The organism is Micromonospora sp. NPDC005197 (assembly GCF_040608295.1).
In the GTDB taxonomy this organism is placed as follows: Bacteria; Actinomycetota; Actinomycetes; order Mycobacteriales; family Micromonosporaceae; genus Micromonospora.
This window is the reverse complement of record NZ_JBEXHY010000050.1, coordinates 14,426-40,473: the sequence shown is the minus strand read 5'-3', so window position 1 is coordinate 40,473 and position 26,048 is coordinate 14,426. Positions and strand designations below refer to the sequence as shown.

22 protein-coding genes and 1 other RNA gene are annotated in these 26,048 nt (G+C 71.8%); 7 read left to right on the top strand and 16 right to left on the bottom strand.

Annotated elements, in window-relative coordinates; all coding sequences use genetic code 11:
* Positions 1-201 precede the first annotated feature (201 nt).
* Entirely contained in the window at positions 202-1,002 is an 801-nt protein-coding gene (locus ABZU46_RS18030) for an S-methyl-5'-thioadenosine phosphorylase (protein WP_354859089.1), read from the top strand.
* A 143-nt stretch (positions 1,003-1,145) separates the two neighbouring features.
* Positions 1,146-2,741, top strand: coding sequence for a benzoylformate decarboxylase (gene mdlC / locus ABZU46_RS18025; RefSeq protein WP_354859087.1), 1,596 nt, complete (start codon positions 1,146-1,148; stop codon positions 2,739-2,741).
* Between the two features lie 42 nt (positions 2,742-2,783).
* On the opposite strand, the gene ABZU46_RS18020 is transcribed toward mdlC, so the two are convergent.
* From ABZU46_RS18020 to pruA, 10 genes are all read right to left on the bottom strand, one after another.
* Positions 2,784-3,731 carry a hypothetical protein gene (locus ABZU46_RS18020; RefSeq protein ID WP_354859084.1) on the bottom strand — a complete coding sequence of 316 codons (948 nt, stop codon included), beginning with the start codon at positions 3,729-3,731 and terminating at the stop codon, positions 2,784-2,786.
* Positions 3,732-3,775: 44 nt separating this feature from the next.
* Positions 3,776-4,264, bottom strand: a complete 489-nt coding sequence (locus ABZU46_RS18015) for a hypothetical protein (protein ID WP_354859081.1) — start codon at positions 4,262-4,264, stop codon at positions 3,776-3,778.
* Between the two features lie 142 nt (positions 4,265-4,406).
* Positions 4,407-5,063: a hypothetical protein gene (locus ABZU46_RS18010; protein WP_354859078.1), complete on the bottom strand. Its 657-nt coding sequence runs from the start codon at positions 5,061-5,063 to the stop codon at positions 4,407-4,409.
* A gap of 281 nt (positions 5,064-5,344) precedes the next feature.
* Positions 5,345-5,720, bottom strand: a transfer-messenger RNA (tmRNA) gene (gene ssrA / locus ABZU46_RS18005).
* A gap of 104 nt (positions 5,721-5,824) precedes the next feature.
* Positions 5,825-6,304 carry an SsrA-binding protein SmpB gene (smpB, locus tag ABZU46_RS18000; protein WP_354859076.1) on the bottom strand — a complete coding sequence of 160 codons (480 nt, stop codon included), beginning with the start codon at positions 6,302-6,304 and terminating at the stop codon, positions 5,825-5,827.
* A 151-nt stretch (positions 6,305-6,455) separates the two neighbouring features.
* Positions 6,456-7,331, bottom strand: coding sequence for a permease-like cell division protein FtsX (gene ftsX / locus ABZU46_RS17995; protein WP_354859074.1), 876 nt, complete (start codon positions 7,329-7,331; stop codon positions 6,456-6,458).
* Positions 7,332-7,398: 67 nt separating this feature from the next.
* Positions 7,399-8,079, bottom strand: coding sequence for a cell division ATP-binding protein FtsE (gene ftsE / locus ABZU46_RS17990; RefSeq protein WP_354859071.1), 681 nt, complete (start codon positions 8,077-8,079; stop codon positions 7,399-7,401).
* Between the two features lie 118 nt (positions 8,080-8,197).
* Positions 8,198-9,319, bottom strand: coding sequence for a peptide chain release factor 2 (gene prfB, locus ABZU46_RS17985; protein WP_354859069.1), 1,122 nt, complete (start codon positions 9,317-9,319; stop codon positions 8,198-8,200).
* Positions 9,320-9,383: 64 nt separating this feature from the next.
* The gene (locus ABZU46_RS17980) at positions 9,384-9,899 is read right to left on the bottom strand and encodes a PadR family transcriptional regulator (protein ID WP_007455856.1); all 516 of its coding nucleotides are present in this window, start codon (positions 9,897-9,899) and stop codon (positions 9,384-9,386) included.
* Between the two features lie 176 nt (positions 9,900-10,075).
* On the bottom strand, positions 10,076-11,704 hold the full coding sequence (pruA, locus tag ABZU46_RS17975) for an L-glutamate gamma-semialdehyde dehydrogenase (protein WP_354859066.1): 1,629 nt from the start codon (positions 11,702-11,704) through the stop codon (positions 10,076-10,078).
* 513 nt (positions 11,705-12,217) lie between these two features.
* Here pruA and ABZU46_RS17970 point away from each other — a divergent pair.
* On the top strand, positions 12,218-13,321 hold the full coding sequence (locus ABZU46_RS17970) for a hypothetical protein (protein WP_354859064.1): 1,104 nt from the start codon (positions 12,218-12,220) through the stop codon (positions 13,319-13,321).
* 85 nt (positions 13,322-13,406) lie between these two features.
* Here the strand turns inward: ABZU46_RS17970 and ABZU46_RS17965 are convergent, their stop codons facing one another.
* Positions 13,407-13,916, bottom strand: a complete 510-nt coding sequence (locus tag ABZU46_RS17965; RefSeq protein WP_354859062.1) for a hypothetical protein — start codon at positions 13,914-13,916, stop codon at positions 13,407-13,409.
* A gap of 214 nt (positions 13,917-14,130) precedes the next feature.
* On the opposite strand from ABZU46_RS17965, the gene ABZU46_RS17960 reads away from it, so the two are divergent.
* Entirely contained in the window at positions 14,131-14,358 is a 228-nt protein-coding gene (locus ABZU46_RS17960) for a helix-turn-helix domain-containing protein (RefSeq protein ID WP_354859060.1), read from the top strand.
* Positions 14,359-14,599: 241 nt separating this feature from the next.
* Entirely contained in the window at positions 14,600-15,181 is a 582-nt protein-coding gene (locus ABZU46_RS17955; protein ID WP_354859057.1) for an Rv3235 family protein, read from the top strand.
* Between the two features lie 273 nt (positions 15,182-15,454).
* Here ABZU46_RS17955 and secA read toward each other — a convergent pair whose 3' ends face one another.
* A complete protein-coding gene (gene secA / locus ABZU46_RS17950; RefSeq protein WP_354859054.1) occupies positions 15,455-18,382 on the bottom strand; it encodes a preprotein translocase subunit SecA in 2,928 nt (975 codons plus the stop codon).
* Positions 18,383-18,550: 168 nt separating this feature from the next.
* Between secA and ABZU46_RS17945 the strand changes: the two genes are divergently transcribed.
* Both ABZU46_RS17945 and ABZU46_RS17940 read left to right on the top strand, forming a co-directional pair.
* On the top strand, positions 18,551-19,702 hold the full coding sequence (locus ABZU46_RS17945) for a GNAT family N-acetyltransferase (RefSeq protein ID WP_354859052.1): 1,152 nt from the start codon (positions 18,551-18,553) through the stop codon (positions 19,700-19,702).
* Positions 19,699-20,814: a GNAT family N-acetyltransferase gene (locus ABZU46_RS17940; protein WP_354859050.1), complete on the top strand. Its 1,116-nt coding sequence runs from the start codon at positions 19,699-19,701 to the stop codon at positions 20,812-20,814. Before ABZU46_RS17945 ends, ABZU46_RS17940 begins: the two co-directional genes overlap by 4 nt.
* 63 nt (positions 20,815-20,877) lie before the next feature.
* Here ABZU46_RS17940 and raiA read toward each other — a convergent pair whose 3' ends face one another.
* The 4 genes from raiA to mtrB all read right to left on the bottom strand — a co-directional run bounded on the left by raiA (position 20,878) and on the right by mtrB (position 26,039).
* The gene (gene raiA / locus ABZU46_RS17935; RefSeq protein ID WP_354859047.1) at positions 20,878-21,510 is read right to left on the bottom strand and encodes a ribosome-associated translation inhibitor RaiA; all 633 of its coding nucleotides are present in this window, start codon (positions 21,508-21,510) and stop codon (positions 20,878-20,880) included.
* Positions 21,511-21,755: 245 nt separating this feature from the next.
* Positions 21,756-22,463 (bottom strand): ComF family protein, encoded by a 708-nt coding sequence (locus ABZU46_RS17930; RefSeq protein WP_354859045.1) that lies wholly within the window; start codon positions 22,461-22,463, stop codon positions 21,756-21,758.
* A 4-nt stretch (positions 22,464-22,467) separates the two neighbouring features.
* The gene (locus ABZU46_RS17925; protein WP_354859043.1) at positions 22,468-24,285 is read right to left on the bottom strand and encodes an LpqB family beta-propeller domain-containing protein; all 1,818 of its coding nucleotides are present in this window, start codon (positions 24,283-24,285) and stop codon (positions 22,468-22,470) included.
* Positions 24,282-26,039, bottom strand: coding sequence for an MtrAB system histidine kinase MtrB (gene mtrB, locus ABZU46_RS17920; RefSeq protein ID WP_354859040.1), 1,758 nt, complete (start codon positions 26,037-26,039; stop codon positions 24,282-24,284). Before mtrB ends, ABZU46_RS17925 begins: the two co-directional genes overlap by 4 nt.
* Between the last annotated feature and the right edge of the window lie 9 nt (positions 26,040-26,048).

Genomic DNA, 26,048 nt, shown 5'->3' with positions numbered 1-26,048 from the left:
CCGCCGATCGCCTGGCCCTCTCCCTGCATCCCACCTACCCGTCAACCGTGAGCCCGCACCGGGGATCCGTCATTCGCCGGATCCGCACGGTGCATCGGGATCAGCCGCGCTGTCAACGCCATGCCTGGCACCATAGCCTGCGTCCCCGGTGCTGGCTAAGGTCTGACCGGCGGGTGATCGGACAGTTGCGACGGAGGCTCCATGGCACCGACGGCGGACCTCGCGGTGATCGGCGGCTCCGGCCTCTACGCCCTCCTCGACGGCACCCCTCATGAGCTGGCCACCCCTTACGGTCCACCCTCGGACGCGGTGACCATCGCGGAGGTGGCCGGGCGGCGGGTCGCGTTCCTGCCCCGGCACGGTTCCGACCACCGGTACCCGCCGCACCGGATCCCGTACCGGGCCAACATGTGGGCGCTGCGGTCCCTCGGCGTACGCCAGGTTTTGGCGCCGTGCGCGGTCGGTGGGCTGCGTCCGGAGCTGGGGCCGGGCACGTTCGTGGTGCCGGACCAGCTCATCGACCGCACCAGCGGGCGGGTGCAGACCTACTACGACGAGGGCGCGGTGCACGTGCCGTTCGCCGACCCGTACTGCCCGCGGGGCCGCCACGCCCTGCTCGCCGCGGCGGCCGGCCGGGACGTCACGGCTGTGGACGGCGGGACGGTGGTGGTGGTCGAGGGCCCGCGGTTTTCCACCCGTGCCGAGTCCCGCTGGTTCGCGTCGATCGGCGGCACTGTCGTGAACATGACTGGCCACCCGGAGGCGGTGCTCGCCCGGGAGATGGCGCTCTGCTACTCCTCCATCGCGTTGATCACCGACCTGGACGCCGGGGTGCAGGCGGGCGAGTCGGTGACCCAGGACGAGGTGTTCCGGGTCTTCGCGGCCAACACCGAGCGCCTGCGGGACGTGCTGCTGGACGCGGTGGCCGCGCTGCCCGCCGAGCAGGACTGCGCGTGCGGCCGGGCGCTGGACGGCATCAAACTGCCCTTCGCGCTGCCCTGACCTGCGCCGCACGCGGCCCGGTGGGCGAGCCGGACCCCCGACGGCCGGGAAACGCCCGAAAGATCCGTCACATCCCGATAGATTCGGCTGATCGGGAGGGCGGCCACGGTCGGCCCCTGCGCGCGACACGGAGGCAGGTGACGATGGCAACGGTCCGGGACGCGACGTACGACGTGCTCCGCACCCTCGGCATGACCACCGTCTTCGGCAACCCCGGCTCCACCGAGGAACCGTTCCTGCGGGACTTTCCGGCCGACTTCCGCTACGTCCACGCGCTGCAGGAGGCCACTGCGGTGGCGATGGCCGACGGGTACGCCCAGGCGGCCGGCAGGCCCGCGCACGTCAACCTGCACACCGCCCCGGGAATGGGCAACGGCATGGGCAACCTGGTCACCGCCTGGCACAACAAGACGCCCCTGATCGTCACCGCCGGCCAGCAGACCCGGGAGATGCTGCTGCTGGAGCCCCGGCTGACCAGCCGACGGGCGGTCGAGCTGCCCGAGCCGTACGTCAAGTGGAGCTACGAGCCGGTCCGCGCGCAGGACATTCCGGCGGCGCTGCTGCGGGCGTACGCGACAGCCGTGCAACCGCCCGTCGGGCCGGTCTTCCTCTCCCTGCCCATGGACGACTGGGCCCGGCCCGCCGAGGCGCCTCCCGCGTCGCGCACGGTGGCGACCCGCTTCGGGCCGGATCCGCAGCGGTTGGAGACGTTCGCGCGGGTGTTGGCCGACAGCCGCGACCCGGTGCTGGTGTTCGGGCCCGGCGTGGACCGCTCCGGCAGTTGGCCGGCGGCCGTCGCCCTGGCCGAGCGGCTGGCCGCACCGGTCTGGTCGGCCCCCGCACCGGAACGGGCCGTGTTCCCGGAAGATCACCCGCAGTTCCGCGGGGTCCTGCCGTTCGCCATCGGGCCGCTGGCCGAAGCGTTGCGGGGGCACGACACCGTGCTCGTCGTCGGCGCCCCGGTGTTCCGCTACTACCCGCACGTCCCGGGCGACCACCTGCCCGAGGGCGCCCGCCTGCTGCACGTGACGGACGACCCGGACGAGGCCGCCCGAGCCCCGGTCGGGGACAGCCTGCTCGGCGACCCCGGACTGACTCTCGCCGCGCTGCTCGACCTGGTTCCGGCCGCCAACCGACAGCCGCCGACGCCGCGGGCCGCTCCGGCGCCGCCGGAGGTCACCGTGCCGCTGAGCGCCGACGCGATGTTCGCCGCGCTGGCCGCGCACTGGCCGGCCGACGGCGTGCTGGTCCAGGAGTCACCGTCCAACCTGTCCGCACTGCGCCGCCACCTGCGCATCACCCGGCCGGCGTCGTACTTCACGATGGCCAGCGGTGGGCTCGGCTACGGCCTGCCGGCCGCGGTCGGGGTGGCGCTGGCCGAGCGGGACACCGGGCGTCGCCGGCCGGTGGTGGCGGTGATCGGCGACGGCTCGTTCCACTACTCGGTGCAGGCGCTGTGGACCGCCGCGCGCCTGGCACTGCCCGTGGTGGTCCTCGTCCCGGTCAATCAGCAGTACGCGATCCTCAAGGCGTTCGCCGAGTTCAAGGACACTCCCGGGGTGCCCGGCCTGGACCTGCCGGGGCTGGACATCACCGCCATCGCGGCCGGCTACGGCTGCGCCACCGAGGTGGTGCAGACCCCTGACCAGCTCGGTGCCGCCCTCGCCACCGGGCTGCGCGCCGAGGGACCCACGGTGCTGCCGGTGCCGATCAGCACCGACGTTCCCACGATCCTCTGACCGAGCCCGCGCGGGCGGTCAGCGGCAGAGGCCCGGCGGCCGTCACCGGGCGGCGATCGTCAGCGGTGCGCCGGTGAAGACGTCCAGCACCGGCCGCGCCCCCAGCGGGGCGGCCAGGGTGACGGTGACCGGCTCCAGCTTGAGCACGTCGGTGCAGACTCCGGTGGACCGGGTGACCGCGCCGCCGACCACGACCACGTCCGGCCGTTCCGACACCACCGGGGTGATGTCGGTGTCGCAGGCACCGACGCCGAGCCGGACGGTCAACCGTGCGCCGTCCACCGCCACCATGTCCTGGGCGGCCACCAGACCCTCCGGCAGTGGCTGGGTCGGCGTGGGCGCCGGGGGGACGGGCGTGACGGCCGTCGGCGCGACGGCGAGCTGGGCCACCGGGGTGGCCAGCTCCTCCACCGTGAACAGCCAGGCCGGGACCTGCGCCTCACCTCGACTCGTGCGGACCGGCACGGCACCGAGGGTCACCCCGGTGACGGTCAGCGGAAGGCAGGCTGTCTCCGTCGTGCTGGTCGCCCAGCCGTCCGGCCCGGGCTCGACGGTGGGACCGCCGGGAGTCGGCAGCCCGGGCCGCTTAGGCCGCCCCGGGCAGGGCAGCGGGTCACCCCGGTCGAGCTGCCGGTACGCCTCGGCCGCGCTGACCAGCGGCAGGGTCAACCGCCCGTCCGGGAACCGGATCTCGGCACCGACGCGGGTGGGCGGGATGGCGACCTGGGCGCGGTACCAGCCGGACCGGAAGGCCGTCTCGGTGTCCGGCGTGAAGCGCGGGTCGCCGGTGAGCACCGTCGGCCCCTGCAGGGGGACGTAGCCGTCACGCCAGCCGGGACCGGGCCGCCACGCCGCGGCGACCGCGCTGGCCCGCTGGTCGAATGCGCGATGCGCCGTCGTGGTGGGCGCGGCGGCGGGCTCCGCGCCGGTCGCGGCGCAGCCCACCATGGACAACAGCGGCAGTACGAGCAGCAGAACCGGTCGACGCATGCCAGGTTCGACGGGACCGCCGCCGGGCGGGTTCCCGCCCCGGCTCAGGTCTCGCCGCCCAGATCCGTCTGGTACGCCTGCCAGAGCAGATTGGCACCACGCCGCCGATGCCGGGCCAGCGTCCGCAGCAGGTGCCCCGCCCGGCGGCGCAGCTCGTCGGGGCCGGCCTCGGACCGCTCGGCGACCCGCTGCACGGCCAGGATCGCGGCGACGATCGCGGTGTGCTCCCGGGTCAGCAGCCGGATCCCGTGGTCGAGGCGCGGTGAGTGGATGAGCAGCTCCCGATAGAGGCCGGCCGGCCCTTCGGTGACCCGTACGTGCTCGGCGAAGCCCTGCCCGACCGGACGCAGGCGGAGCAGCACGATCTCGCGCCAGCGCGGCTCGGTCGTGGCGACCGCGACGGCACGGGCCAGGGCGTGCAGGTCGCCGGCGAGCCCGGCGGGCCCCGGTTCACCGGGGAGCCCGGCCGGATGCGTGCGGGCGGCGGACGGCGGGGCGGTGACTGACGGCTGCTGGACTCCACCGGTGACCATGGCACCTCCCGCGCGGGGCTGCTATCCCATACCGTGATGGTGAACCCGCCCGTTCGCCCTGTCCAGAGGCGTTTCCTGCTCATCCGTCCCACTGGTAACACCGGCCCCACCGGGACGTCGGACACCGCCGTCAGCGGGCCGCTCAGGCGTCCGCCAGACGCCGCAGATCGGCGGCGACGGCGCGGGCCTCGTCACTGGGCTCCGCACCGGGTCGACCTGCCGCGAACGCGTCGGCGAGCGCGCGCAGCTCGGACGGCGGCAGGACGGGCAGACCCATCCCCCGCAGCGGGATGGTGACCCGATGCCCACTGGCCCGATCGGTGACGACGATTCCCGGCGACCGACCCGCACGAGCCGACGGGTCGGCCCCCACCTCCCCACGGGAACGGGAGTCGACGCGGGCGATGGCGAGATCGACGGTACGACTGCGGATGGCGCCCCGCACCCGCACCCGGCTGCCGTCCAGCCAGGCGGCCGTACGCAGCACCCGCAGCACCAGGTAGACGCCGAGCAGGACGAACGGCAGCCCGCACAGCCCGAGGAACGGTCCGGGCCCTCCCGAGCCGCTCGCGGACTCCCGCAGCGCGGGCGGCAGCATTCCCGGCGGCAGATCGCGGGCCTCCTCGTAGGAAGCGAACCCGTCTCCCGGGCCGGTGAGGCGGCGCACCAGCCCGCCGGCGAGCAGGGGCACCAGCACGAACGCCGCACCGATCGCCGCGACGAGGACCCCCGTCACCACCGCGACCGTGCGCTGGCCGGCTGACGCGCCGACAGACAGGCGCAGCTGCTGGTTCGTCACAGCGGCAGCGTAGGCGGCGCCGACCCGCCCGCAGTGCCCGGCGTCGGTGTCGCGGGGCGGCGGGCAGCCCAGCGCGGCAGGCAGCCCAGCGCGGCAGGCAGCCCAGCGCGGCGGCCCAGCGCGCGGTGATCCACTCCAGGTCGCCGATGTGGCGGTGTCCCGGACGTCTGGACACCCGCAGGTCGGCGATGTGGAGTGGATCAACCGCCTCGGCTTCCGAGGTCGCCCGGCGGATACGACGATGCGCCCCGGCCGGTGGGCCGGGGCGCATCCTTTCGAGGTGGTGGAGGTGCCGGGAATCGAACCCGGGTCCTTCGCCGGTTTGTCAGGGCTTCTCCGAGCGCAGCTCGCTGTGCCTCTACTCGGCCCCACCGCTCACGCGAGCAAGTTGGTGTGACGGGCCCAGTCGCTGATTGATCTCGCCGCACGGACCCCGCGACCGGGTCCGATTGGCCAGCCTTCTAGCTGATGCCGGCTACTGGGACGAAGGCGTTCCCAGGCCGACAGACTTAGCTACTCGCCTCAGGCGGCGAGAGCGAAGTCAGCGCGATTGTTCTTGGCGCTTATAAGTTTCCGACGACCGATTCTCGAGACGACGTCGGCTTCCTCGGCTCGCTTCCCCTGTCGCTGCGTACGAAGTCGAAACCAGTCACCCCCTCGACAGGCCGCCTTTGCGGCGGCACTGACAAGACTAACGCCTGCCGCAACGGGTTTCATCCCGAGCCCCGGGTCGGCGCGCCGACCCGGACAAAAGGGATGAATCAGTCGCCCATTCCCTTGCCACGTCGACCGGACACCCGGGCGATCTCCCGGTCCGCGTCGCGCTTGGCGAGGTCCTGGCGCTTGTCGTACGACTTCTTGCCCTTGGCCAGGGCGATCTCGACCTTGGCCCAGCCGTCGGAGAAGTAGACCTGCAACGGGACGATGGTCAGACCACCCTCGCGGGTCTTGCCGACGAGCTTGTCGATCTCGCCCCGGTTGAGCAGCAGCTTGCGCGTACGCCGGGGCTCGTGGTTGGTCCAGGTGCCCTGGGTGTACTCCGGGATGTGCATCGCGTGCAGGTACAACTCGCCGTCGCGCTCCTGGGCGAACGCGTCGACCAGCGACGCCCGCCCGGCCCGCAGCGACTTGACCTCGGTGCCGGTCAGCGCCATGCCCGCCTCGTACGTGTCGAGGATCGCGTAGTCGTGGCGGGCCTTCTTGTTGGAGGCGACCACCTTGCGCCCCTTTTCCCGTGGCATCGGCGCCACCCCCTCTCCCGGAAACGTCCGTCGCCGGGCTCACCCCGGCCGGACAACCGATCATGCTACCCGAATGACAAGGACCCTCCCGCGCCGTTTATTCCGGCCGCGGGAGGGTCCCCGAGTGACGACGGGACGACCCGTACGCTGCCTAGACCCGCAGGTAGAAGCGCAGGGTGATCCAGGCGGTGGCGGCGCTGACGAGGCCACCGACGCCGGCCATCAGCGGGAAGATGAACAGGATGTCACCCCAGCTGATCGGCGACAGCAGGCCCTGCAACGCCTTGAGCGACCCGTCGAAGAGCAGATACTTCGCCGCGACCAGGGCCACCAGGCCGAGCAGTGAGCCGATCAGGCCGGCCACCACGGCCTCCAGCACGAACGGCGCCTGGATGAACCAGTTGGACGCGCCGACCAGCTTCATGACCGCCACCTCACGCCGCTTGCTGTACGCGGCGACCTGGATGGTGTTGGCCACCAGGAGCAGTGCGGCGATGGCCATCACGATCGCGGCGGCCAGGGCGATGTTCTGGATCGCGGTGAGGACGTCGAAGATCTTGTCCAGCAGTCGACTCTGGTCGACGATCTCGTCGACACCCTCGGTGTCCTTGTACTGGTCGTAGATGTTCTTGTACTGCTCCGGGTTGTTCAGCTTGAGCCGGAACGACTCCGGCAGCTGGTCCGGCTTGACCGCGTTCACCAGGTCCGGCGCGTCCTGGTACATCTCCTGGAACTTCTTGTACGCCTCGTCCTTGTTGACGTAGATGACGTCCTTGACCAGGGGGTCGGCCTTCAGCTTGGCGTCCAGGTCGGTGCGCTGCTGCTCGCTCACCTCCTGACTCAGGAAGATCGAGACCTCGATGTTCTTGTAGTAGAGGTCCTTCATGTCGTCAACCTGGCGGTACATGAGACCGCTGGCGCCGAGCATGGTCAGCGAGACCGCCATCGTGATGATCATCGCGATGGTCATGGTCACGTTGCGCCACAGTCCGACCAGTACCTCGGACAGGACGTATTTCACGCGCATCGGGATTTCCTCCGGGTCTCCGGCATGAGGTGTTCGTCGTCAGGCTGCGCAGGGGCGGAGCGCCGGCTCACCCGTAGACGCCGCGGGCCTGGTCACGCACGATGCGACCGCTCTCGATCTCGATGACGCGGCGGCGCATCTGGTTCACGATGTTGGAGTCGTGGGTGACCATCACGACGGTCGTGCCGGTGCGGTTGATCCGGTCCAGCAGGCGCATGATCTCGATCGAGGTGTCCGGGTCCAGGTTTCCGGTGGGCTCGTCCGCCAGCAGGATCAGCGGACGGTTCACGAACGCCCGGGCGACGGCGACCCGCTGCTGCTCACCACCGGAGAGCTCGTGCGGATAGCGGTGCTCCTTGCCACCGAGCCCGACCAACTCCAGCACCTCCGGCACGACCCGGCGGGCAACCGCCTTGGTCTTGCCGATCACCTCAAGGGCGAACGCCACGTTCTCGTACGCGGTGCGGTTCGGCAGCAGCCGGAAGTCCTGGAAGACGCAGCCGATCGAACGCCGGAAGTGGGGTCGCTTCCAGGAGCGCATCGACGTGACGTCCTTGCTGTTGACGAGGACCCGCCCCTTGTTGGGGGTGACCTCGTGCAGCAGCATCTTGATGATTGTGGACTTGCCGGAGCCGGATGGACCGATGAAGAAGACGAACTCGCCCTTCTCGATCGAGACGGACACGTTGTCGAGCGAAGGCCGGGACGCCTTCGGGTACGTCTTCGTCACTTGCTCAAGCTGAATCACGGGTGGTGAGTCTACGCGGTGTAACAACTGAGCCAAGCCCCACGCCCCGCAGAAGCGGCGCGCGTCGTCGAATCAGGCCCTCACCTGGAGATCGACGAAGCGCTCCGCCCGCGAGTCGTCACGCACCGTCGCCGGCGAGCTGCCGCTGCTTACGCCAACGGATGCCGGCCTCGATGAAACCGTCCAACTCGCCGTCGAAGACCGCGCTCGGATTGCCGGTCTCCTGCTCGGTTCGGAGATCCTTCACCATCTGATACGGGTGCAGGACGTAGGAGCGCATCTGGTCGCCCCACGAACCGGCCGCGTTCTCCTTCAGGCCCTCCAGCTTGGCCTGCTCCTCCTGGCGCTTGCGCTCCAGCAGCCGGGCCTGGAGCACCCGCAGCGCGGAGGCCTTGTTCTGCAGCTGGGACTTCTCGTTCTGGCAGGTCACCACGATGCCGGTCGGGATGTGCGTGAGCCGGACCGCCGAGTCGGTGGTGTTGACGCTCTGCCCACCCGGCCCCGAGGAACGGTAGACGTCGACGCGTACCTCGTTCTCCGGGATGTCGATGTGGTCGGTCTGCTCGGTCACCGGCAGCACCTCCACGCCCGCGAAGCTGGTCTGCCGGCGACCCTGGTTGTCGAACGGGCTGATCCGGACCAGCCGGTGGGTGCCCGATTCGACGCTGAGCGTGCCGTACGCGTAGGGCACCTTGACCGCGAAGGTGGCCGACTTCAGGCCCGCCTCCTCGGCGTACGAGGTCTCGTAGACCTCGGTCGGGTAGCCGTGCCGCTCGGCCCAGCGCAGGTACATCCGCAGCAGCATCTCGGCGAAGTCCGCCGCGTCCACGCCGCCGGCGCCGGCCCGGATGGCGACCAGCGCCTCCCGGGAGTCGTACTCGCCGGAGAGCAGGGTGCGGACCTCCATCTCCTGGATGGATTTGGTCAGGCCGGTGATCTCCGTCTCGACCTCGGTCAGCACACCCGGGTCGGACTCGGCCTCGGCCAACTCCAGCAGCACCCGGGCGTCGTCGAGCTGGGAGCGCAGACTGCCCAGCTTGCTGATCTCGCCGTTGACGTACGACAGCTGCGAGGTCACCTGCTGCGCCTTGGCCTGGTCGTCCCACAGATCGGGGGCGGACGCCTCCTGCTCCAGGCGGGCCTTGTCCTCGTGCAGCCGGTCCAGATTGAGGACGGCCTCGATGTTGCGCAGGGTCGCGTCGAGTTCCTTGAGCTGTTCGGCGTAATCGGCAGCGGTCACGACAGACAAGCGTACTGTGCCGGGAGCAGCACAGCTCGTTCCGTGTCGGCGAACCCGCCGGAGATCACCCGACGGGGGCGGACTTCAGCCACGACAGGGCCGCCCGGTGGTAGGCGACGGCGAACTCCAGCGCGCTGGCGTCGTACGTCTCGCCGTCCCGTTTGGCGTTCTTGACCTGTTCGCGTACCTGAGCGAGGGCCTCGGTGTGGTATTCGTTGGCCGAGGCGTACAGGCTCTTGAGCTGGCTGGACGAGTGCAGGTTGCCGAAGGCCATCCGGAGCGCGATCGGGTTGCGGATGGTGTCCCGCCCCGGGTTCTCCGCCAGCCAGCGGGAAAATGTCCGTTTCCCGCTTGCGGTGAGCGCGTACGGCTGGCTCATTCGTGGGCCCGGCTTGCCGAGCCGCACGTACCCCCGCTCGGCCAGCACCGGCAACTCGCGGTAGACCTGACTGCGGGTCATCGACCAGTAGGGCGCCAGTCGGCGCTCTGCGGCAGCCATCAACTGGCCGCCTGTCATGGGACCCTCGTGGAGCAGCCCGAGCAGGGCCGCCGCCGTGGGGTTGACTCCGGATTCCGCCATGGCCGTTACGCTGCCACTTTGCGCTGCCGGCGTCCAGGATTTGGCAGTTTGCCACCCGACAGGACTTCCTATGTGCACTGTCGGCGGCAGACTGTCCGTTGAGGACTATCGATGGATTGCGGCCCCTCGGCCGACCGCTGGCGGCGCTGCGCACGCCGCCAGCGGGTCGCCGCAGGTCAGCCCATGTGGGGGTACGTGTGGTCGGTCGGCGGCACGAAGGTCTCCTTGATCGTCCGCGGCGAAACCCAGCGAACCAGGTTGAGCCAGGAGCCCGCCTTGTCGTTGGTGCCGCTGGCCCGCGCGCCGCCGAACGGCTGCTGCCCGACCACCGCGCCGGTCGGCTTGTCGTTGATGTAGAAGTTGCCGGCCGCGTAGCGCATGCGCTCGCCGACCGAATCGATCACCCGGCGGTCGGTGGCGAACACCGACCCCGTCAGCGCGTACGGGGCGATCGACTCGGCCTGCGTGACCACCTCGTCGAAGCGCGCGTCGTCGAACACGTGCACGCCCAGGATCGGCCCGAAGTACTCGGTGGTGAACGTCTCGTGGGCGGCGTCGGAGCACTCGAAGAGCGTCGGCCGGACGAAGTATCCGACCGAGTCGTCGGCCGTGCCGCCGGCGAGCACCCGGCAGGTGTCGTCACCGGCGATCAACTCCAGCGCCGCGGTGTGCCGGGCGAACGCCTTGTCGTCGATCACCGCGCCGCCGAAGTTGCTGAAGTCGGTGACGTCGCCGTAGGTCAGCGAGTCGGCGGTGGCGGCCAGGCGGTCCCGCAGGCCACCCTCCCAGAGCGAACGCGGCACGTACGCCCGCGAGGCCGCCGAGCACTTCTGGCCCTGGTACTCGTACGCGCCGCGGATCAGCGCGGTGTGCAGGGCGTCCACGTCGGCGCTGGTGTGCGCGACCACGAAGTCCTTGCCACCGGTCTCGCCCACCAGCCGCGGGTAGCCCCGGTAGCGGGAGATGTTGTCGCCGACGGTCCGCCACAACTGCTGGAAGACCTTGGTCGAGCCGGTGAAGTGGATGCCGGCCAGATCCGGGTCGGCGAGCACCACGTCGGAGACCTCCTCGCCCCGACCGGTGACCATGTTGATCACGCCGGGCGGCAGGCCGGCGGCCTCGAACAGCCGCATGGTGAAGTGCGCGGCGAACTGCTGGGTGGGGCCCGGCTTCCAGATCACCGTGTTGCCCAGCAGCGCCGGCGCCGACGGCAGGTTGCCGGCGATGGCCGTGAAGTTGAACGGGGTGACCGCGTAGACGAAGCCCTCCAGCGGGCGGTGGTCGAAGCGGTTCCAGACGCCCGGCGAGGACGCGGGCTGCTCCTCGAGCAGGCGGCGGGCGAAGTGCACGTTGAACCGGAGGAAGTCGATGAACTCGCAGGCGGCGTCGATCTCCGCCTGGATCGCGGTCTTCGACTGGCCGAGCATGGTGGCGGCGTTGAGGGTGTCCCGCCAGGGGCCGGCGAGCAGCTCGGCGGCGCGCAGGAAGATCGCGGCGCGCTCCTCGAACGGCAGCGCCCGCCACATCGGGGCGGCATCCTTGGCTGCCTTGATCGCGGCGCGGGCATCGTCGTGGGTGGCGTGTGCGGTCACGCCGAGCACGTGGGCGTGCTTGTGCGGCTGCACCACGTTGATCGGGTCGCCGGCCGCCATCCGCTGCTCGCCGCCGATGGTCATCGGCAGGTCGATGCGCTCGGCGGCCAGCTCGGTCAGCCGCCGCTGGAGCCGGTCCCGGTCTCCGCTGCCCGGCTCGTAGTTGCGAACCGGCTCGTTGCGCGGCTCGGGTACGGAGAACACGGCATCCATCAAGGCTCCTGGCGATCTCGACAGCGGTGGCGAAACCGGACCCGCGGGCACCGACCGGACGGCCGGACACCGGACGCCGCGCGGGAGGGCCGAGCAGCGGCGGGACCTCCCGCGATTGTTTCACGCGAAGGTGCTGGCACTGCTGCCGCCGTCACCCGATCGCGAAGGACCGACTGGGCCTGCTCCCCTTACCGCTCGCGGTGGCGGGGCTGGGGCGACCGTCCCCGGCTCCGGGCGGTCAGGCTTGATCCCTCCGCCGGGGACGCTCGCCCCAGCCCCGACGTTGGTCGCGGTCCGCGCCTCCGTCGCGGTTCCTTCGGGGGTACGCCTCGACGCGCCGACCGTCTTGCGGAGCTGCAGCCGTCCCCGGGGCAGTTTGATGCCACTCGACTTCTCCGTGATGGCTCGGCTGTGTTGGCTGGGCGTAGCCGTGGGGTGTGGCTCGTTCGGTGGGGGTCGCGGCGGTCCGCGTACCCTGAATGGTCGGTGACCTGGCGCCTCGAAGGGGAGACGATGACCAAGCAGCCCGGCCGCGTCCCAGCCGCGGAGTCGGACCAGCCGGCGGTCGACGCGGCCTCCCCCGGCGGCCGACCGGTGTTCGCGCCCGGCGCGGCCGTGCTCGCGCTGCTGGCGCTCGGCTGGCTGGCCGCCATGCTCTGGTCGACCCGGGAGGCCATCACCTCGGCGGCGGCCGGCATCACCGCGATCAGCCTCTCCGCGTTCGCCCTGCCCGGTGTGATCTCGGCCGCGCTGGTGGCCGGGGCCGCCACCGCCCTGGCCGGCGGCAACCTGCTGACCCGGCGGTACGGCGACGGGGCGACCCTGCGCTTCGTCGGTGCGATCGGCGCGGGCATGGTGGTCGGGCTGATCGCCGCGCTGGCGATCAACCTCACCTACTTCGACACCTCGACCACCAACGTGATCGCCGGGACGACGGCGGCCGCCGCGATCATCGGCGGGGCGATCGCCGGCGCGCGAACGGCCCCGGCGGTCGGTGCGGTGGTGACCGCCGCGCTGGGCGCGCTGGTCTTCGTGGTGGCGTTCAGTCGTGCCCGGGACCCGCTGTTCGACCTGTTCGGCGCGGGCGACAGCCAGCAGTCGCTTGTCGACGCGGCCAAGTGGGTGTCGCGCACCGAGTCGCTCATCGCCGGTCTGCTGGCCGGGCTGCTCGCCTTCGGCTACCTCACCTGGGCGCGGCGGCGAGCCCTGCGGCGCGATCCGCAGACGCCCGCGCTGCGCTGGCCGGCCTACCTGCTCGCCGGCGCCGGGCCGGGCCTGCTCCTGCTGCTCGCCGAGGTGATCATCCGGATCGGCGGCCGGTCGCTGCTGGACCTGGCCAGCGCGCTCAGCGAGGCGGACGCGGTGGCGCAGACGTCGCTGGGCACCTCGCGGGTGGACAACGGCATCTGGATGCTCTTCGTGGGGGCGCTGACCGCGCTCATCGCGTTCGGCCGCACGCTCGGCCCGGCGCACACCGACGACGACCCGGCCGTGGCCGACGGTCCCGGCACCACGCCGCCGACAGCCAGGAACGAGACCGACACCGACGAGGACGAGGACGAGGACGAGGCGGACACGACCGCTCACGACGCCGTCGACGCCGACCCGGCCCGGTGACCGCTACCGGCTCGCCTGTTCGCTGCCGGCCTGCTGAGCGCTGGCCGGTCGCCTGAGCGCGGGCGGCCCGCTGTTTGCTGCTGGCTCAGTCGGTGGCGCGGAGCAGCAGGTCCAGCTCGGTCACGTCGTACCATTCCAGCTCGTGATCCTCGGCCCCGTCGACGGTGAACTGGGCGTCCGGGTCGCCGGCAGCGGCCTCGGCCACCACGTCGGCCGCGGCGGCGACCTCCTCGACGGCGTCCGCGCCGTCCACGTGGATCGCCGCGACGGCCCCCACCGGCACGGTGTCGGCCAACGTCACCAAGCTGGACCCCAGCTCACCATCGCCACGGCCGAGCGCGGCGGACGGCAGGTCGACCGAGACGACCACGCGGCGGCGGGGCGCGGCCGGATCGGCCCTGAGCAGGTGCAGCGCGTCCTGGGCAGCCCGGGTGAACGCGACGTACTCCAACTCCTCCTCGTCACCCTCGGCGTACCACTCGCGCAGCGCGGGCGTCACCGCGTGCGCCCGGTCGGCGGTCAGCCCCTGCTCGCGCAGGCGGGTCAGCATGGGTACGGTCGCCGGCACGTACACCCGGACAAGCTCGTCGGTCACCGGTCGTCTCCCCGCTCGGTCCTGTGCCGGCGGCAGCCGGCACGGGCGCAGATCATGCCGCACGCCGTGACCGTCATACACCCCGCCTCCGGCCGGTGGAAGTTTCCCGCCGGTGTGTCCGGCGCCGGTTGGCCCGCCGCCGGGCCGGGGATGCTGGGCGGTGAGCCCTACCGATGGCAAACTGATGCAAACGACGTCAACCCCGGGAGTTTTCGTGGAGCCGAGGTTCCTGCTGCTCTCCGACGTGGCCGCCGAGCTGAACGTGTCGGACTCGCAGGTCTACCACATGGTCCGCAGCGGGGAACTGCCGGCGATCAAGATCGGCGGACGCGGTCAGTGGCGGGTCGAGCGTGCCCGGCTGGAGGAGTACATCGCGCAGAAGTACGCCGAAACCGCCGACTGGGTACGCGGTAACCCCCTCATCGACCGCGACCCGGAGTAGGTCCGGGCAGCACCGCCCGACACGCGTGCCACCTGCGGGCCCCGACCCGCGTGATCCACTCCGTATCGCCGAAATGGGGCTGTCCGGCCCGCCGGGATACCGCGATGTCGGCGAACCCGAGTGGATCATGCCCGTGGGCGACGCGTCCGTCGCCGCAGGCATTGACCGAGGCCGTTCTGTCGCGCAGAATCGAGTCAGTCGGAGGCAAACGAAGGCAAACGCAAGATCAAAGGGAGCAGCGATGAGCGAGCGGCGACCCGGTCCCTCCCGGCCACCTGTGCGCCTGCGCCCCGTCCCGCCCATCGATCCGCCGTACCCGGACGAGACGTACTGGCCGGGGCCGACCCACGGCCAGCTCGCCCTCGACCTGTTCGCCTCGACACGACCGGATCCGGTCCGGCCGGCGGAGCGTCGCGCGACCCCACGCCGTACGCCTTCGCGGCCGGCCAGCCACCCGGGTGCGCCACTCCCACCGGCGACCGCGCCCGAGGCGACCCGGGCCGCACACCGCTTCGTCGGCACCTGCCTGGAGGTGGTCAACGGCTACCGCTCGCCGGCCCAGGTACGCCCGCTGCTCGACCCGGGCCGGGCCGTCGAACTGCTCACCGAACTCGCCCGGGCGACCGGGCGGGCCGGGCCGGCTCGCCGTCGGGCAACCCGGCCGGCTCTGCGGCTGCTCCGGATGCGGGTGTGCGAGCCTCGGGAAGCCGCTGTGGAAGCGGCTGCCGTGGTGAGCGGCGCCGGTGGCCGGGCCTGGGCCATGGCGCTACGCCTGGAACACCGGCGAGGCCGCTGGCTGTGCACAGCCCTGCACGTCCTCTGACAACCCGCCGCTTGCTCTGCGTTGATCGACTCAACTTCCAGGAAGTCGCGGTATCAACCTGGCGCTGACACCCCGACTTCCAGGAAGCCGAGATGATCTCCCGCCACCCCGCCACCCCGCCACCCCGCCGCAGGCCACGAGCCGCGCGGCCACGGGCGACCCGGCCCCTCAGCCACGGCCACCCGGCCACGGGCGTCGGTGGCGGGATGCGGGGGTGGAGACGCCGATGGGCCCCGGCCTCGTCGGCCAGGGCCCATCGGGACGTGCGGTCGGTCAGTTGCCGCCGTTGGGGGCGCCGTGGCAGCGCTTGTACTTGCGGCCCGAGCCACACGGGCACGGCGCGTTGCGGGACGGGCCGTTGCCGGCGTCGGCCTGGTTGGGGACCGGACGTCGGGACCCGGCGGTCGGAAGCGTCGGGCCACGCAGCCCGGAGGCCGGCCGCTGCGGGGCCGACGGCGCGCTCCGCCCGGGGGCTGCCGGCGCACTCTGGACCGGCCGGCCCACACCGAGCGCCGGTGCCTGCTGCTGCTCCTGTTCGACGTTGACGGCGCCGGGGCTGGCTTCACCGTCGATGGTCGGAGCCGAATACTGCAGACCCTGCCGCTGCGGCGAGCGGTTGAGACCCTTGGCCCGGATCTCCACCGGCTTGTCGAGCAGCGTGACCTCTTCCGAGTCGGCGGCCGGCTCCGGCTCGTTGACCTGGACGTCCACGTTGTAGAGGAAGCCGACGGTCTCCTCCTTGATGCCCTCCATCATGGTGGCGAACATGTCGAAGCCCTCGCGCTGGTACTCCACCACCGGGTCGCGCTGGGCGTACGCCCGGAGGTTGATGCCCTCCTGGAGGTAGTCCATCTCGTAGAGGTGCTCGCGCCACTTGCGGTCGATCACCTGGAGCAGCACCATCCGCTCGAGCTGGCGCACTCCCTCGGTGCCGAGCTGCTCCTCGCGGCGGTCGTACGCGGCGTTCGCGTCCTCCTTGAGGCGGGCGACCAGGAAGTCGGCGTCCATGCCGGCCCGTGAACCGCCGGCCTCCTCCTCCAGCTCCTCGATCGTCACGCCGACCGGGTAGAGCTGCTTGAGGCTGGACCAGAGCTGCTCGAGGTCCCAGTCCTCGCCGTAGCCCTCGGAGGTGGCGCCCCGCACGTACGCCTCGACGGTGTCGTCGATCATGTTGCGGACCTGGTCGGAGAGGTCCTCACCGTTGAGCACCCGCAGCCGCTCGGCGTAGACGACCTGGCGCTGCTTGTTGAGCACCTCGTCGTACTTCAGAACGTTCTTGCGGATCTCGGCGTTCTGACCCTCGATCTGGGCCTGGGCGCTCTTGATCTGACGGGTGACCATCTTCGACTCGATGGGCACGTCCTCGGGGATGTTGAAGCGCTCCATCACCGCCTCGACCGCGCCGGCCCGGAAGCGTCGCATCAGCTCGTCCTGCAGGGACAGGTAGAAGCGGGACTCGCCCGGGTCGCCCTGCCGGCCGGCGCGACCGCGCAGCTGGTTGTCGATCCGCCGGGACTCGTGCCGCTCGGTGCCCAGCACGTACAGGCCACCGGCGGCGGCGACCTCGTCCGCCTCGGCGTCGCAGGCCTGCTTCCAGGTGGGCAGGACCTCCTCCATCGCCTTGGCGTAGTCCTCCTCGTTCTCCAGCGGGTCGAGACCGCGCTGGCGCAGCTCGTTCGCCGCGAGGAACTCGGGGTTGCCGCCGAGCAGGATGTCGGTGCCGCGGCCGGCCATGTTGGTGGCCACGGTGACCGCGCCCTTACGCCCGGCCTGGGCGACGATCTCGGCCTCCCGGGCGTGGAACTTGGCGTTCAGCACGTTGTGCGGGATGCCCCGGCGGCGCAGCAGCTGGGAGAGGATCTCCGAGTTTTCCACCGAGACGGTGCCGACCAGCACCGGCTGGCCCATCTGGTGCCGCTCGGCGATGTCCTCGATGACGGCGTTGAACTTGGCCTTCTCCGTCTTGTAGATGACGTCCGGCCGGTCCTCGCGAACCATCGGGCGGTGGGTCGGAATGCTCACGACGCCGACCTTGTAGACCTTGTTGAACTCGCTCGCCTCGGTCTGCGCCGTACCGGTCATCCCGGACAGCTTGTTGTAGAGGCGGAAGTAGTTCTGGAGGGTGATGGTGGCCAGGGTCTGGTTCTCCTGCTTGATCTCCACCCCCTCCTTGGCCTCGATCGCCTGGTGCATGCCCTCGTTGTAGCGACGGCCGTGCAGGATGCGCCCGGTGAACTCGTCGACGATCAGGACCTCACCGTCGCTGATGATGTAGTCCTTGTCGCGCTTGTAGAGCTCCTTGGCCTTGATGGCGTTGTTGAGGTAGCCGACCAGCGGGGTGTTCACCGACTCGTACAGGTTGTCGATGCCGAGCCGGTCCTCGACCTTGGCGACGCCGCGCTCGGTGACCGCGATGGTGCGCTTGGAGTGGTCGACCTCGTAGTCGCCCTCGCCGTCCGTGCCGGGCTGGAGCCGGGCCACGACGCCGGCGAACTCGCCGTACCAGCGGGCGGAGTGCTCGGCCGGGCCGGAGATGATCAGCGGGGTGCGCGCCTCGTCGATGAGGATGGAGTCGACCTCGTCGACCACCGCGAAGTTGTGCCCGCGCTGCACCAGCTCGTCCTTCGACCAGGCCATGTTGTCGCGCAGGTAGTCGAAGCCGAACTCGTTGTTGGTGCCGTACGTGATGTCGCACTCGTAGGCGGCCTTGTGCTCGCTGGCCGGCCGGTTGGGCAGCACCACGCCGACGGTCAGCCCGAGGAACTCGTGCACGCGACCCATCCAGGCCGCGTCGCGCTGGGCGAGGTAGTCGTTGACGGTGACCACGTGCACGCCGTCGCCGGAGAGCGCGTTGAGGTAGACGGCCATGACCGAGGTCAGCGTCTTGCCCTCACCGGTCTTCATCTCGGCGATGTTGCCGAAGTGCAGCGCGGCGCCGCCCATCACCTGGACGTCGTACGGCCGCTGGCCGAGCACCCGGGCGGCCGCCTCGCGGGCCACCGCGAACGCCTCCGGCAGCAGGTCGTCGAGGGTCTCACCGTCGGCGAGCCGCTCCCGGAACTGCTCGGTCATACCGCGCAGTTCCTCGTCGGTGAGGTTGACGTAGTCGTCCTCGATCGAGCTGACGGCGGCGGCGATGGCCTTGAGCCGGCGCACCATGCGGCCCTCGCCCGCATTAAGGACCTTTTCCAGAATCGACACGGATCAACGCTCCCCTAGACAGTCTCGAACCATCGTAGGCGCTCCATCGGCGCGATGGTCACTGGTGGCGGCGGTCCACCCCGCCGAACCCGACATAATTCGCGCACGGGGTCCGCCCGGGACGTAATCCGGTTACGCCTTCGGCGAACGTTCCGGCACGATGCACGGGTGGAGCCTGTGGAGATCGTCGAGGACGGCGTGCTGCTGCGACCCTGGCGGGAGGCGGACGCCGACGGCGTACACCGCGCCTGCCAGGATCGGGACATTCAGCGTTGGACCACCGTACCGCGCCCATACCTTCGCGAACACGCCCGCGGTTTCGTCACGGAGCTGAGCGCGCAAGCCTGGGCGGACGGCACCGGGGCGCCGTTCGCGGTCTGCGACGCGGCCACCGGCGACCTGCTCGGCTCGTGCGGGCTGATCTCCATCGACCGTGCCGGCACCGGTGAGATCGGCTACTGGACGGCCCCGTGGGCGCGCGGCCGGGGCGTGACCGTCCGGGCCACCCGGGCGGTCGCCCGCTGGTCCTTCGAGAAGCTGGGGCTGCGCCGGCTGCTCTGGCAGGCCGAGGTGGGTAACCACGCCTCCCGGCTGGTCGCGCTCCGGGCCGGGTTCCGGATCGACGGCCGGCTGCGGCAGGCGAACCCGGCGCCGGACGGCGGCTCGGACGGCTGGATCGGCTCGCTGCTGCCCGGCGAGGTGCCCGAACCCGGATCGACCGGGCCGGCCGGCCCCGGCACCCTGGTCGCCCGCCGGGCCGCCGTCTTCGGCCGCCCACAGCCGACCCTGTTCGCCACCTCGGCGGCCGCTGAGCTGCGGCTGCGACCGATGGAGGAACACGATCTGGACGCCGTGGTGCAGACCTGCCGGGACCCGGAGACGATCCGGTGGACCACCGTCCCGGACCCGTACGACCGCTCCGACGCGCAGGGGTACCGGGACTACGCCCAGGACGCCTGGGCCCGGGGGGACTCCGCCTGCTTCGTGATCGCCGACCCGGACGACCGGTACGTCGGCACTCTGGACCTGCGGCTCTCCCCCGCCGACCCGCTGCTCGCGGACGTGGGCTTCATGACCGCCCCGGCCGCCCGCGGGCGGGGTCACCTGCCGGCCGCCCTGATCGCGCTGAGCGCCTGGGGTTTCACCACGCTGGGACTGGCCCGGATCGAGTGGAAGGCGAACGTGGGCAACACCGCCTCCCGGCGGGCCGCCGAGAAGGCGGGCTTCACATTCGAGGGGACCGCCCGGGGCGGGGTCCAGCACCGGGGTGAGCGGGTCGACACCTGGGTGGCCGCGCTGCTCGCCGGGGATCTGGCATGACCGGGGCACCGCCAGTCGTCGAGGCGCACGGGGTGCGGCTTCGGCCGTTTCGGGCCAGAGACATCGCGGACCTGGTCGAGGGCTGCGCGGACCCGCTCAGCCAGCGGTTCGTGTCCAGCATGCCGGCCCCGTACACCGAGGTCGACGCCCACTGGTGGGTCGAGGCCGGCGCACCGGCGGTCTGGGCCGGCGGCGGCGCCGCGTACGCCATCGCGGACCCGGCCACCGACCGGCTGCTCGGCGGGGCCGGGTTGAGCAACCCGGTGCCCGGCCGGAGTCAGGCGGAGATCGGCTACTGGCTGCGGCCGGCGGCGCGGGGGCGCGGGGTGGCCACGGCCGCGACCCGCGCGTTGAGCGAGCACGCCTTCGGCGCCGGGACGCTCCGGCTGGAGCTGCTCACCGAGCTGGAGAACGCGGCGAGCCAGCGGGTCGCGCTGGCCGCCGGCTTCCGGTACGAGGGCCTGCGTCGGTCGGCCGGGCAGCGCCGGGACGGCGGCCGGCACGATCTGCTGACCTGGGTACGCCTCGCCGACGATCCCCCCGGCCCGACCCCCCGGCTGCTGCCCGACCTGCCCGACGGGGTGCTCACCGATCAGGTGGTGGCGCTGCGTCGCCTCGCGCCGGACGACGCGGAGATGATGTACGGGCTGCACAGCCGGCCGGAGGTGGTCGCCAACCAGGCCCCGCCGGTGCCACCGACGCCCGAGGCGATCGAGCGGCGCTGCCGGCTCGCGGAGAGCGCATGGCTGACCGGAGACATCGCCCGGCTGCTGATCGTCGACGTGGCCACCGGCGAGCCGGCGGGCAGCTGCGGCCTGTCGTACACCGAGGTGACCAGTGGTGAGGCGTCGATCGGCTACGCGCTGCTCCCGCGCTGGCGGGGGCACGGCCATGCCACCCGGGCGGTCCGGCTGCTCGCCGACTGGGCGTTTGGCCTGGCCGGTATCGCCCGGCTGACCGCCGGCACCGTGCCGGAGAACACCGCCTCGCATCGCGTGCTGGAGCGGGTCGGCTTCCAGCGCGAGGCCCTGCTACGCGGTCGCCTGCCCGGCCTGGCGGGTGCTCGCCTCGACGACCTGACGTTCGCCCTGCTGCCGGCCGACCTGCGCTGACGAGACACGGGGTTGTGGCGGTCGCCCACCACAACCCGGTGCTCGGCGCGGGTCAGGCCCGGCTCAGGTGTCGAGCGAGATGATGCCGTAGTCGTAGGCGTGGCGTCGGTAGACGACGCTGGGGCGGCCGGTCTCCTTGTCCTGGAACAGGTAGAAGTCGTGGCCGACCAGCTCCATCTGGAACAGGGCGTCGTCGATCGTCATCGGCTCCGCCGGGTGCACCTTCTCCCGGGCGATGTGCCACGGCTGGTCGTGCTCCTCCTCGACCCGCTCCGCCACGGCGGTGCCGGCGCGGGCGCCAGCGCCCGGCGCGGACAGCGGGGCGGCCACCAGATCCGTGACCGGCAGGTCGGCGGTGGCGGCGGCGACGGAGATCGGCGCGTGCCGACCACGGTGTACGCGGCGGCGGTCCGCCGCACGGCGTAGCCGGGTGTCGAGCTTCGCGATGGCGGCGTCGAGCGCGCTGTAGAAATCGTTCGTGCAGGCCTCGGCCCGAATCACGGGGCCCCGGGAAATGCAGGTGATCTCCACCCGCTGGCAGTGGTCGGCCTGGCGCGGATTGCGCTCGTGAAACAGCTCGACATCGACGCGGATAATCTTATGGTCGTAGCGTTCGACCTTTGCGAGTTTCTCGGCTACGTGTACCCGGTAATGGTCCGGCACTTCGACGTTGCGGCCCTTGACCACGATGTCCACGTGACCTCCCTTGTTCGGACGTCTTCGATCCGGTGGCCCGGCCGCGCGCCGTGGGGAGACCCGCTGGCGTCGACCGGTCAGTACGGCTACGCCTCCTCTCACCGCCGGGGGCGGGATGGAACGACCTCCTACCCCTGACAGCGAAACGCTAACTCCTGTTCGCCTGGCAGTCACCCCATGTTGCCAAGACCGCCCGGGATTTTTCGCACCTCATACACCAACGGGTGAAACGGAAACACGGTCGGTTACAACTGGTGCCTTTTCTCGGTCGCGGCGAGCACCGCAGCGACGCCCGGTGGCCGCCCGCTCGCCGTCAGCACCCGGGCCGCCGCGGCCAGGGTCACGCCGGTGGTGACGATGTCGTCCAGCAGCACCACGACGGGGGCGCCGCCCGCCCGGCGACGCCCAGCCGACGCGCCGGACCGGGGTCGGAACGCCGCCTCGGCCGCTGCGGCGCGGCCCGCGCTGTCCAGCGTCACCGAGTCCGGCCGGGGCAGCGCGCGCAGCGGACGGTGCACCCGCGCCGGCCAGCCGCCCCGGCGCAGCCGGCTCGCGCAGTGCCGGGCCAACCGGTCCAGGTGGTCGCCGTAGCGGGCGCGGGCCGCCGCGGCGGTGTCGGGCACGGGCACCAACTCCAGCGGGCGGACTCCGCCGACCGCCGCGACGACCACCTCGGCCAGCAGCGCGCCCAGCGGGCGGGCCAGACCGTGCCGGCCGTGCTCCTTGTACGCCAGCAGGGCCTCACGCAGCGGGCCGGCGTACGGGCCGAGGGCGACGCAGGGCGGCAGCCCCGCCGGGGCGGGAGTGGGGCGGACCGTCCGGGGACGCAGCAGGCCCAGCGCCGTCACGCAGGCGGGGCAGAAGCCGTGCCGCAGGACCGCGTGCCGCTCCCGGCAGCCGGCACAGTCCGCGGGCAGGACCAGGTCGGCGAGGTCCGCCCAGAGCCCTCGCACGGCGTCAGTAGAGGAAGAACGGGGCAGACGGGTTGCTCGGCCGGACCCCGGCCGGCGGCGCGGGGACGTCGCGCACACTCTCCGGCTCGATCCGTTCGAACGGGCTGCTGCGGTACGCCACCTTGTTCGCCTCGTACATGTACGCCCCGGTGGGCACGCGCACGCTGCGGTTGGTGGGGTACGCCGTCAGGTGGTTGACCTTGGCGCCCACGTCGGTGCGCAGCGGGGTCTCCAGCGCCCCGTCGACGCTGATCTCGTAGATCGCCGGCTGGCCGGCCGACCCGGCCACCACCAGCCGATCCTCGCCGATCCAGTCCACCGCGGTCAGACCGGTCAGCGAGGTGACCAGGGCCCGGGGCGGGCCGACGGACATCCCGCTCCCGGCGCCGTCCAGGTTGATCGCCGCGACGTAGAGCCGGCCGCCGGCGACCAACGCGACCCGCTGACCGTCCAGCGCGGCGGCGACCGCGGTGACCTGCGGCGAGGGCAGGTTCAGCGGCACCTCCGACATGCGGGCGGCCTCGTCGAAGCGGTAGAGGCGACCGTCGGCCACCACCAGCCCCTGCGCCGGGCGCGAGTCGACGGTACGCAGCCACACCGGGCGGCTGATCGAGGCGTACTCCGTGTCGCCGCGGTTGAGCGCGGCCACCGTGTCCGCGCCGGCGCCCACCGCGAGTCGCTGCCGGTCCTTGCCGCTGGTCACCACCATCGCGGCGAGGACCCGGTTGGCGCCCCGCGCGAGGCCGGCGGACACGATGTTGCGGTTGACCTCGGCCGCCAGGGGCACGACACCGCCGGGCTCGCCGACGAAGTCGAGCGGGCGGATCGCGCCCTCGTAGACGCCGAACCGCTGCGGGCCCTCCCGCACCGGGTAGAGCGGCTGGGCCAGCCGGCGCTCGTTGAGGTCCTGTACGGGCTGTGAGTTGTTGCGGATCTTCAGCTCCAGCTCGCCCGGCAGGTCACCCAGCGACCAGGCGAGCTGGGTGATCACCTGGTCGACCCGGTTCTGGTCGTCGCCGGACATGTCCAGGTTGACCTCCCAGCGGTTGTTCGCGCCGGTGGCGTTGTTGATCAGCTCGGTGCCGTCGGGCAGGCCGACGACGCCCGGCCGCAGCCAGTCGGACGGGCCGCCGACCAGCCAACGCACGACCTCGTTGACCCGGCGCTCGTCCGGCACAGCGAACGGCAGATACCGCTGGTCGGGCACCAGCCGGGTGCGGTCGGAGCTCCAGAAGTAGATCGACTCGTCCTGGTAGTACTGCTGCAGGGCGACGTCACTGAGCAGCAGCACGTTCGGCGGGTCGAGGACGTACTGGCCGGCGCGCTCGTCGTTGTCGGCGCCGCCGAGCGAGGCGCTGCGCAGCCGGAACTCGTACTCGGTCTCGGTCGCCACCGGCGGCGCCAGAGTGCCGTTGGTCCGCAGCACACCGATCTGCTGCACCGAGATCTTGACCGTGGTGGTCGAGTCGCTGTTGAAGGTGAAGACCGACTCCCGCAGCCGGACCACGGTCAGCGCGACCTCGCTGCCCTTCTTGTCCTGCAGGCGGAGCCTGTGCTCCGGGGCGATGAACGCCTTCACCCGCTCGTACGCCCGGTCCGGCTCGCCTGCGGCGGCGGACAGGAAGTTACGCACGAACGCCTCGTTGTCGCTGCCGCTGGCCGTACGCGACGGGGGTTCGCTGCTTCGGCCGTTGCTCGACCCGGCCTCGGTCGCCGTGCCGGCCTTGCCGTCCACCCGCACGTCGGACGACGCCGGGATGCCGCAGCCCGCGCTGAGCAGCAGCGCCGCGCCGAGGGCGCCCAGCAGTGGTCGAGCCCTCACGAGCGCACCTCCGCCCGCTGGCCGTCCCCCGCTGGCGCGGAGCCGATCGCCAGCGCTCCACCGGTGCCCGGCCCGATGGCCAGCGGGCCGCCGTCGCGGGGGCCGCCGAACGGCAGCGCCGCGTCGGCGGGCACCAGCCGCAGCGGCGACGTGGTGAGCCGGTCACCGGCGCGGGCCGGCAGGGTGAGCCGGAACTGGGCGCCCTGCCCGGGCGCTCCCCAGGCTTCCAGCCAACCACCGTGCAGGCGGGCGTCCTCCAGGCTGATCGACAGACCCAGCCCGGTGCCGCCGGTCTGCCGGGCCCGGGACGGGTCCGCCCGCCAGAACCGGTTGAACACCAGCTTCTCCTCACCCACCTTCAGCCCCACCCCGTGGTCGCGGACCGTGATCGCCACCGCGGTGTCGTCGATGCCGAGGGTGATCAGCACCGGCCGGGCCTCGCCGTGCTCGACGGCGTTGCCGACCAGGTTGCGCAGCACCCGCTCGACCCGGCGGGGGTCGACCTCGGCGATCGCCGGCGTGCTCGGCAGGTCCAGCTCGATCTCCACGCCCACCCGCTCGGCCAGGCCGGCCAACCGGTCGACCACCCGGTGCACCACCGGCACCAGGTCGGTCGGCTCGGCGTCCAGCATGGCGAAGCCCGCGTCGAACCGGCTGATCTCCAACAGGTCGGTGAGCAGCTCCTCGAAACGGTCCAGCTCGGCCTGGAGCAGTTCGGCGCTGCGGGCCACCGCCGGGTCGAACTCGTCGCGCTCGGCGAAGATCAGGTCGGCGGCCATCCGGACCGTGGTCAACGGGGTCCGCAGCTCGTGCGACACGTCGGAGGTGAACCGGCGCTGCAACCGGGACATCTCCTCCAGGCGCAGGATCTGCCGTTGCAGGTTGGTCGCCATCTGGTTGAACGAGGCGGCCAGCAGCGCGAGGTCGTCCTCGCCGTTGACCACCATCCGCTGGTCGAGAAGGCCGGCGGAGAGCCGCTGGGCGGTACGCGCGGCGACCCGGACCGGGTTGACCACCAGCCGGGTGACCAGGGCGGCGAGCAGACCCAGCAGGACCACCAGGGCGATGCCGGTGGCGACGACTGTGGCTCGGGCGTCCGCGGCGGTGGCGTCCTGGCGGGTCAGCGGCACCAGGTAGTAGAGCTCGATCTGCCCGAAGCGGGTCGGCACCGGCGAGCCGTAGACCAGGTACTTCGTCGGCTCGCCGGTGAGCCGACCGGTCTGGATCTGGCTGGCCACCTTACCGCTGGCGACCGCGGCTCGCAGCTCCTTGCTGAGCAGGGGCTGGACGTTGACCGCCGGCGCGGTGCGGGTCTGGATCACGGTCGGGTAGTCGGCGGCGGTGATGGCCACCACCACGCCACTGGTCTGCTGCGGGTCGCCGCCGGCCAGGTAGTTGACCGTGCCCTCGATGGTCTCCTGAAGCTGCGCCTCCTGCGGCTGACCGTAGAGGGAGACCTGCTTGGCCGCGTAGCCCGCGCCGCCCTTGACCCGCAACTGGACGTCGGTGCGGGCGTTGTCGAGCAGGATCGTCGTGATCTTGTCAGCGATCAGGTACGCGAAACCGCCCACCAGCAGGCTGGAGGCGACCAGCGTGATGGTCACCACCCGGACCTGGAGCGAGCGGCGCCAGGTCTGGTGCGCCCGGGCGACCAGCCGCGCGCCCCGGCCACTCAGCGCGCGCCACAGGTCCCGGCCGGCGTTGAGCCGGCGGGCTGCCGTGGTCTGGGGGTGCGGGGGCGGCGAGGTCGACACAGTGTGACC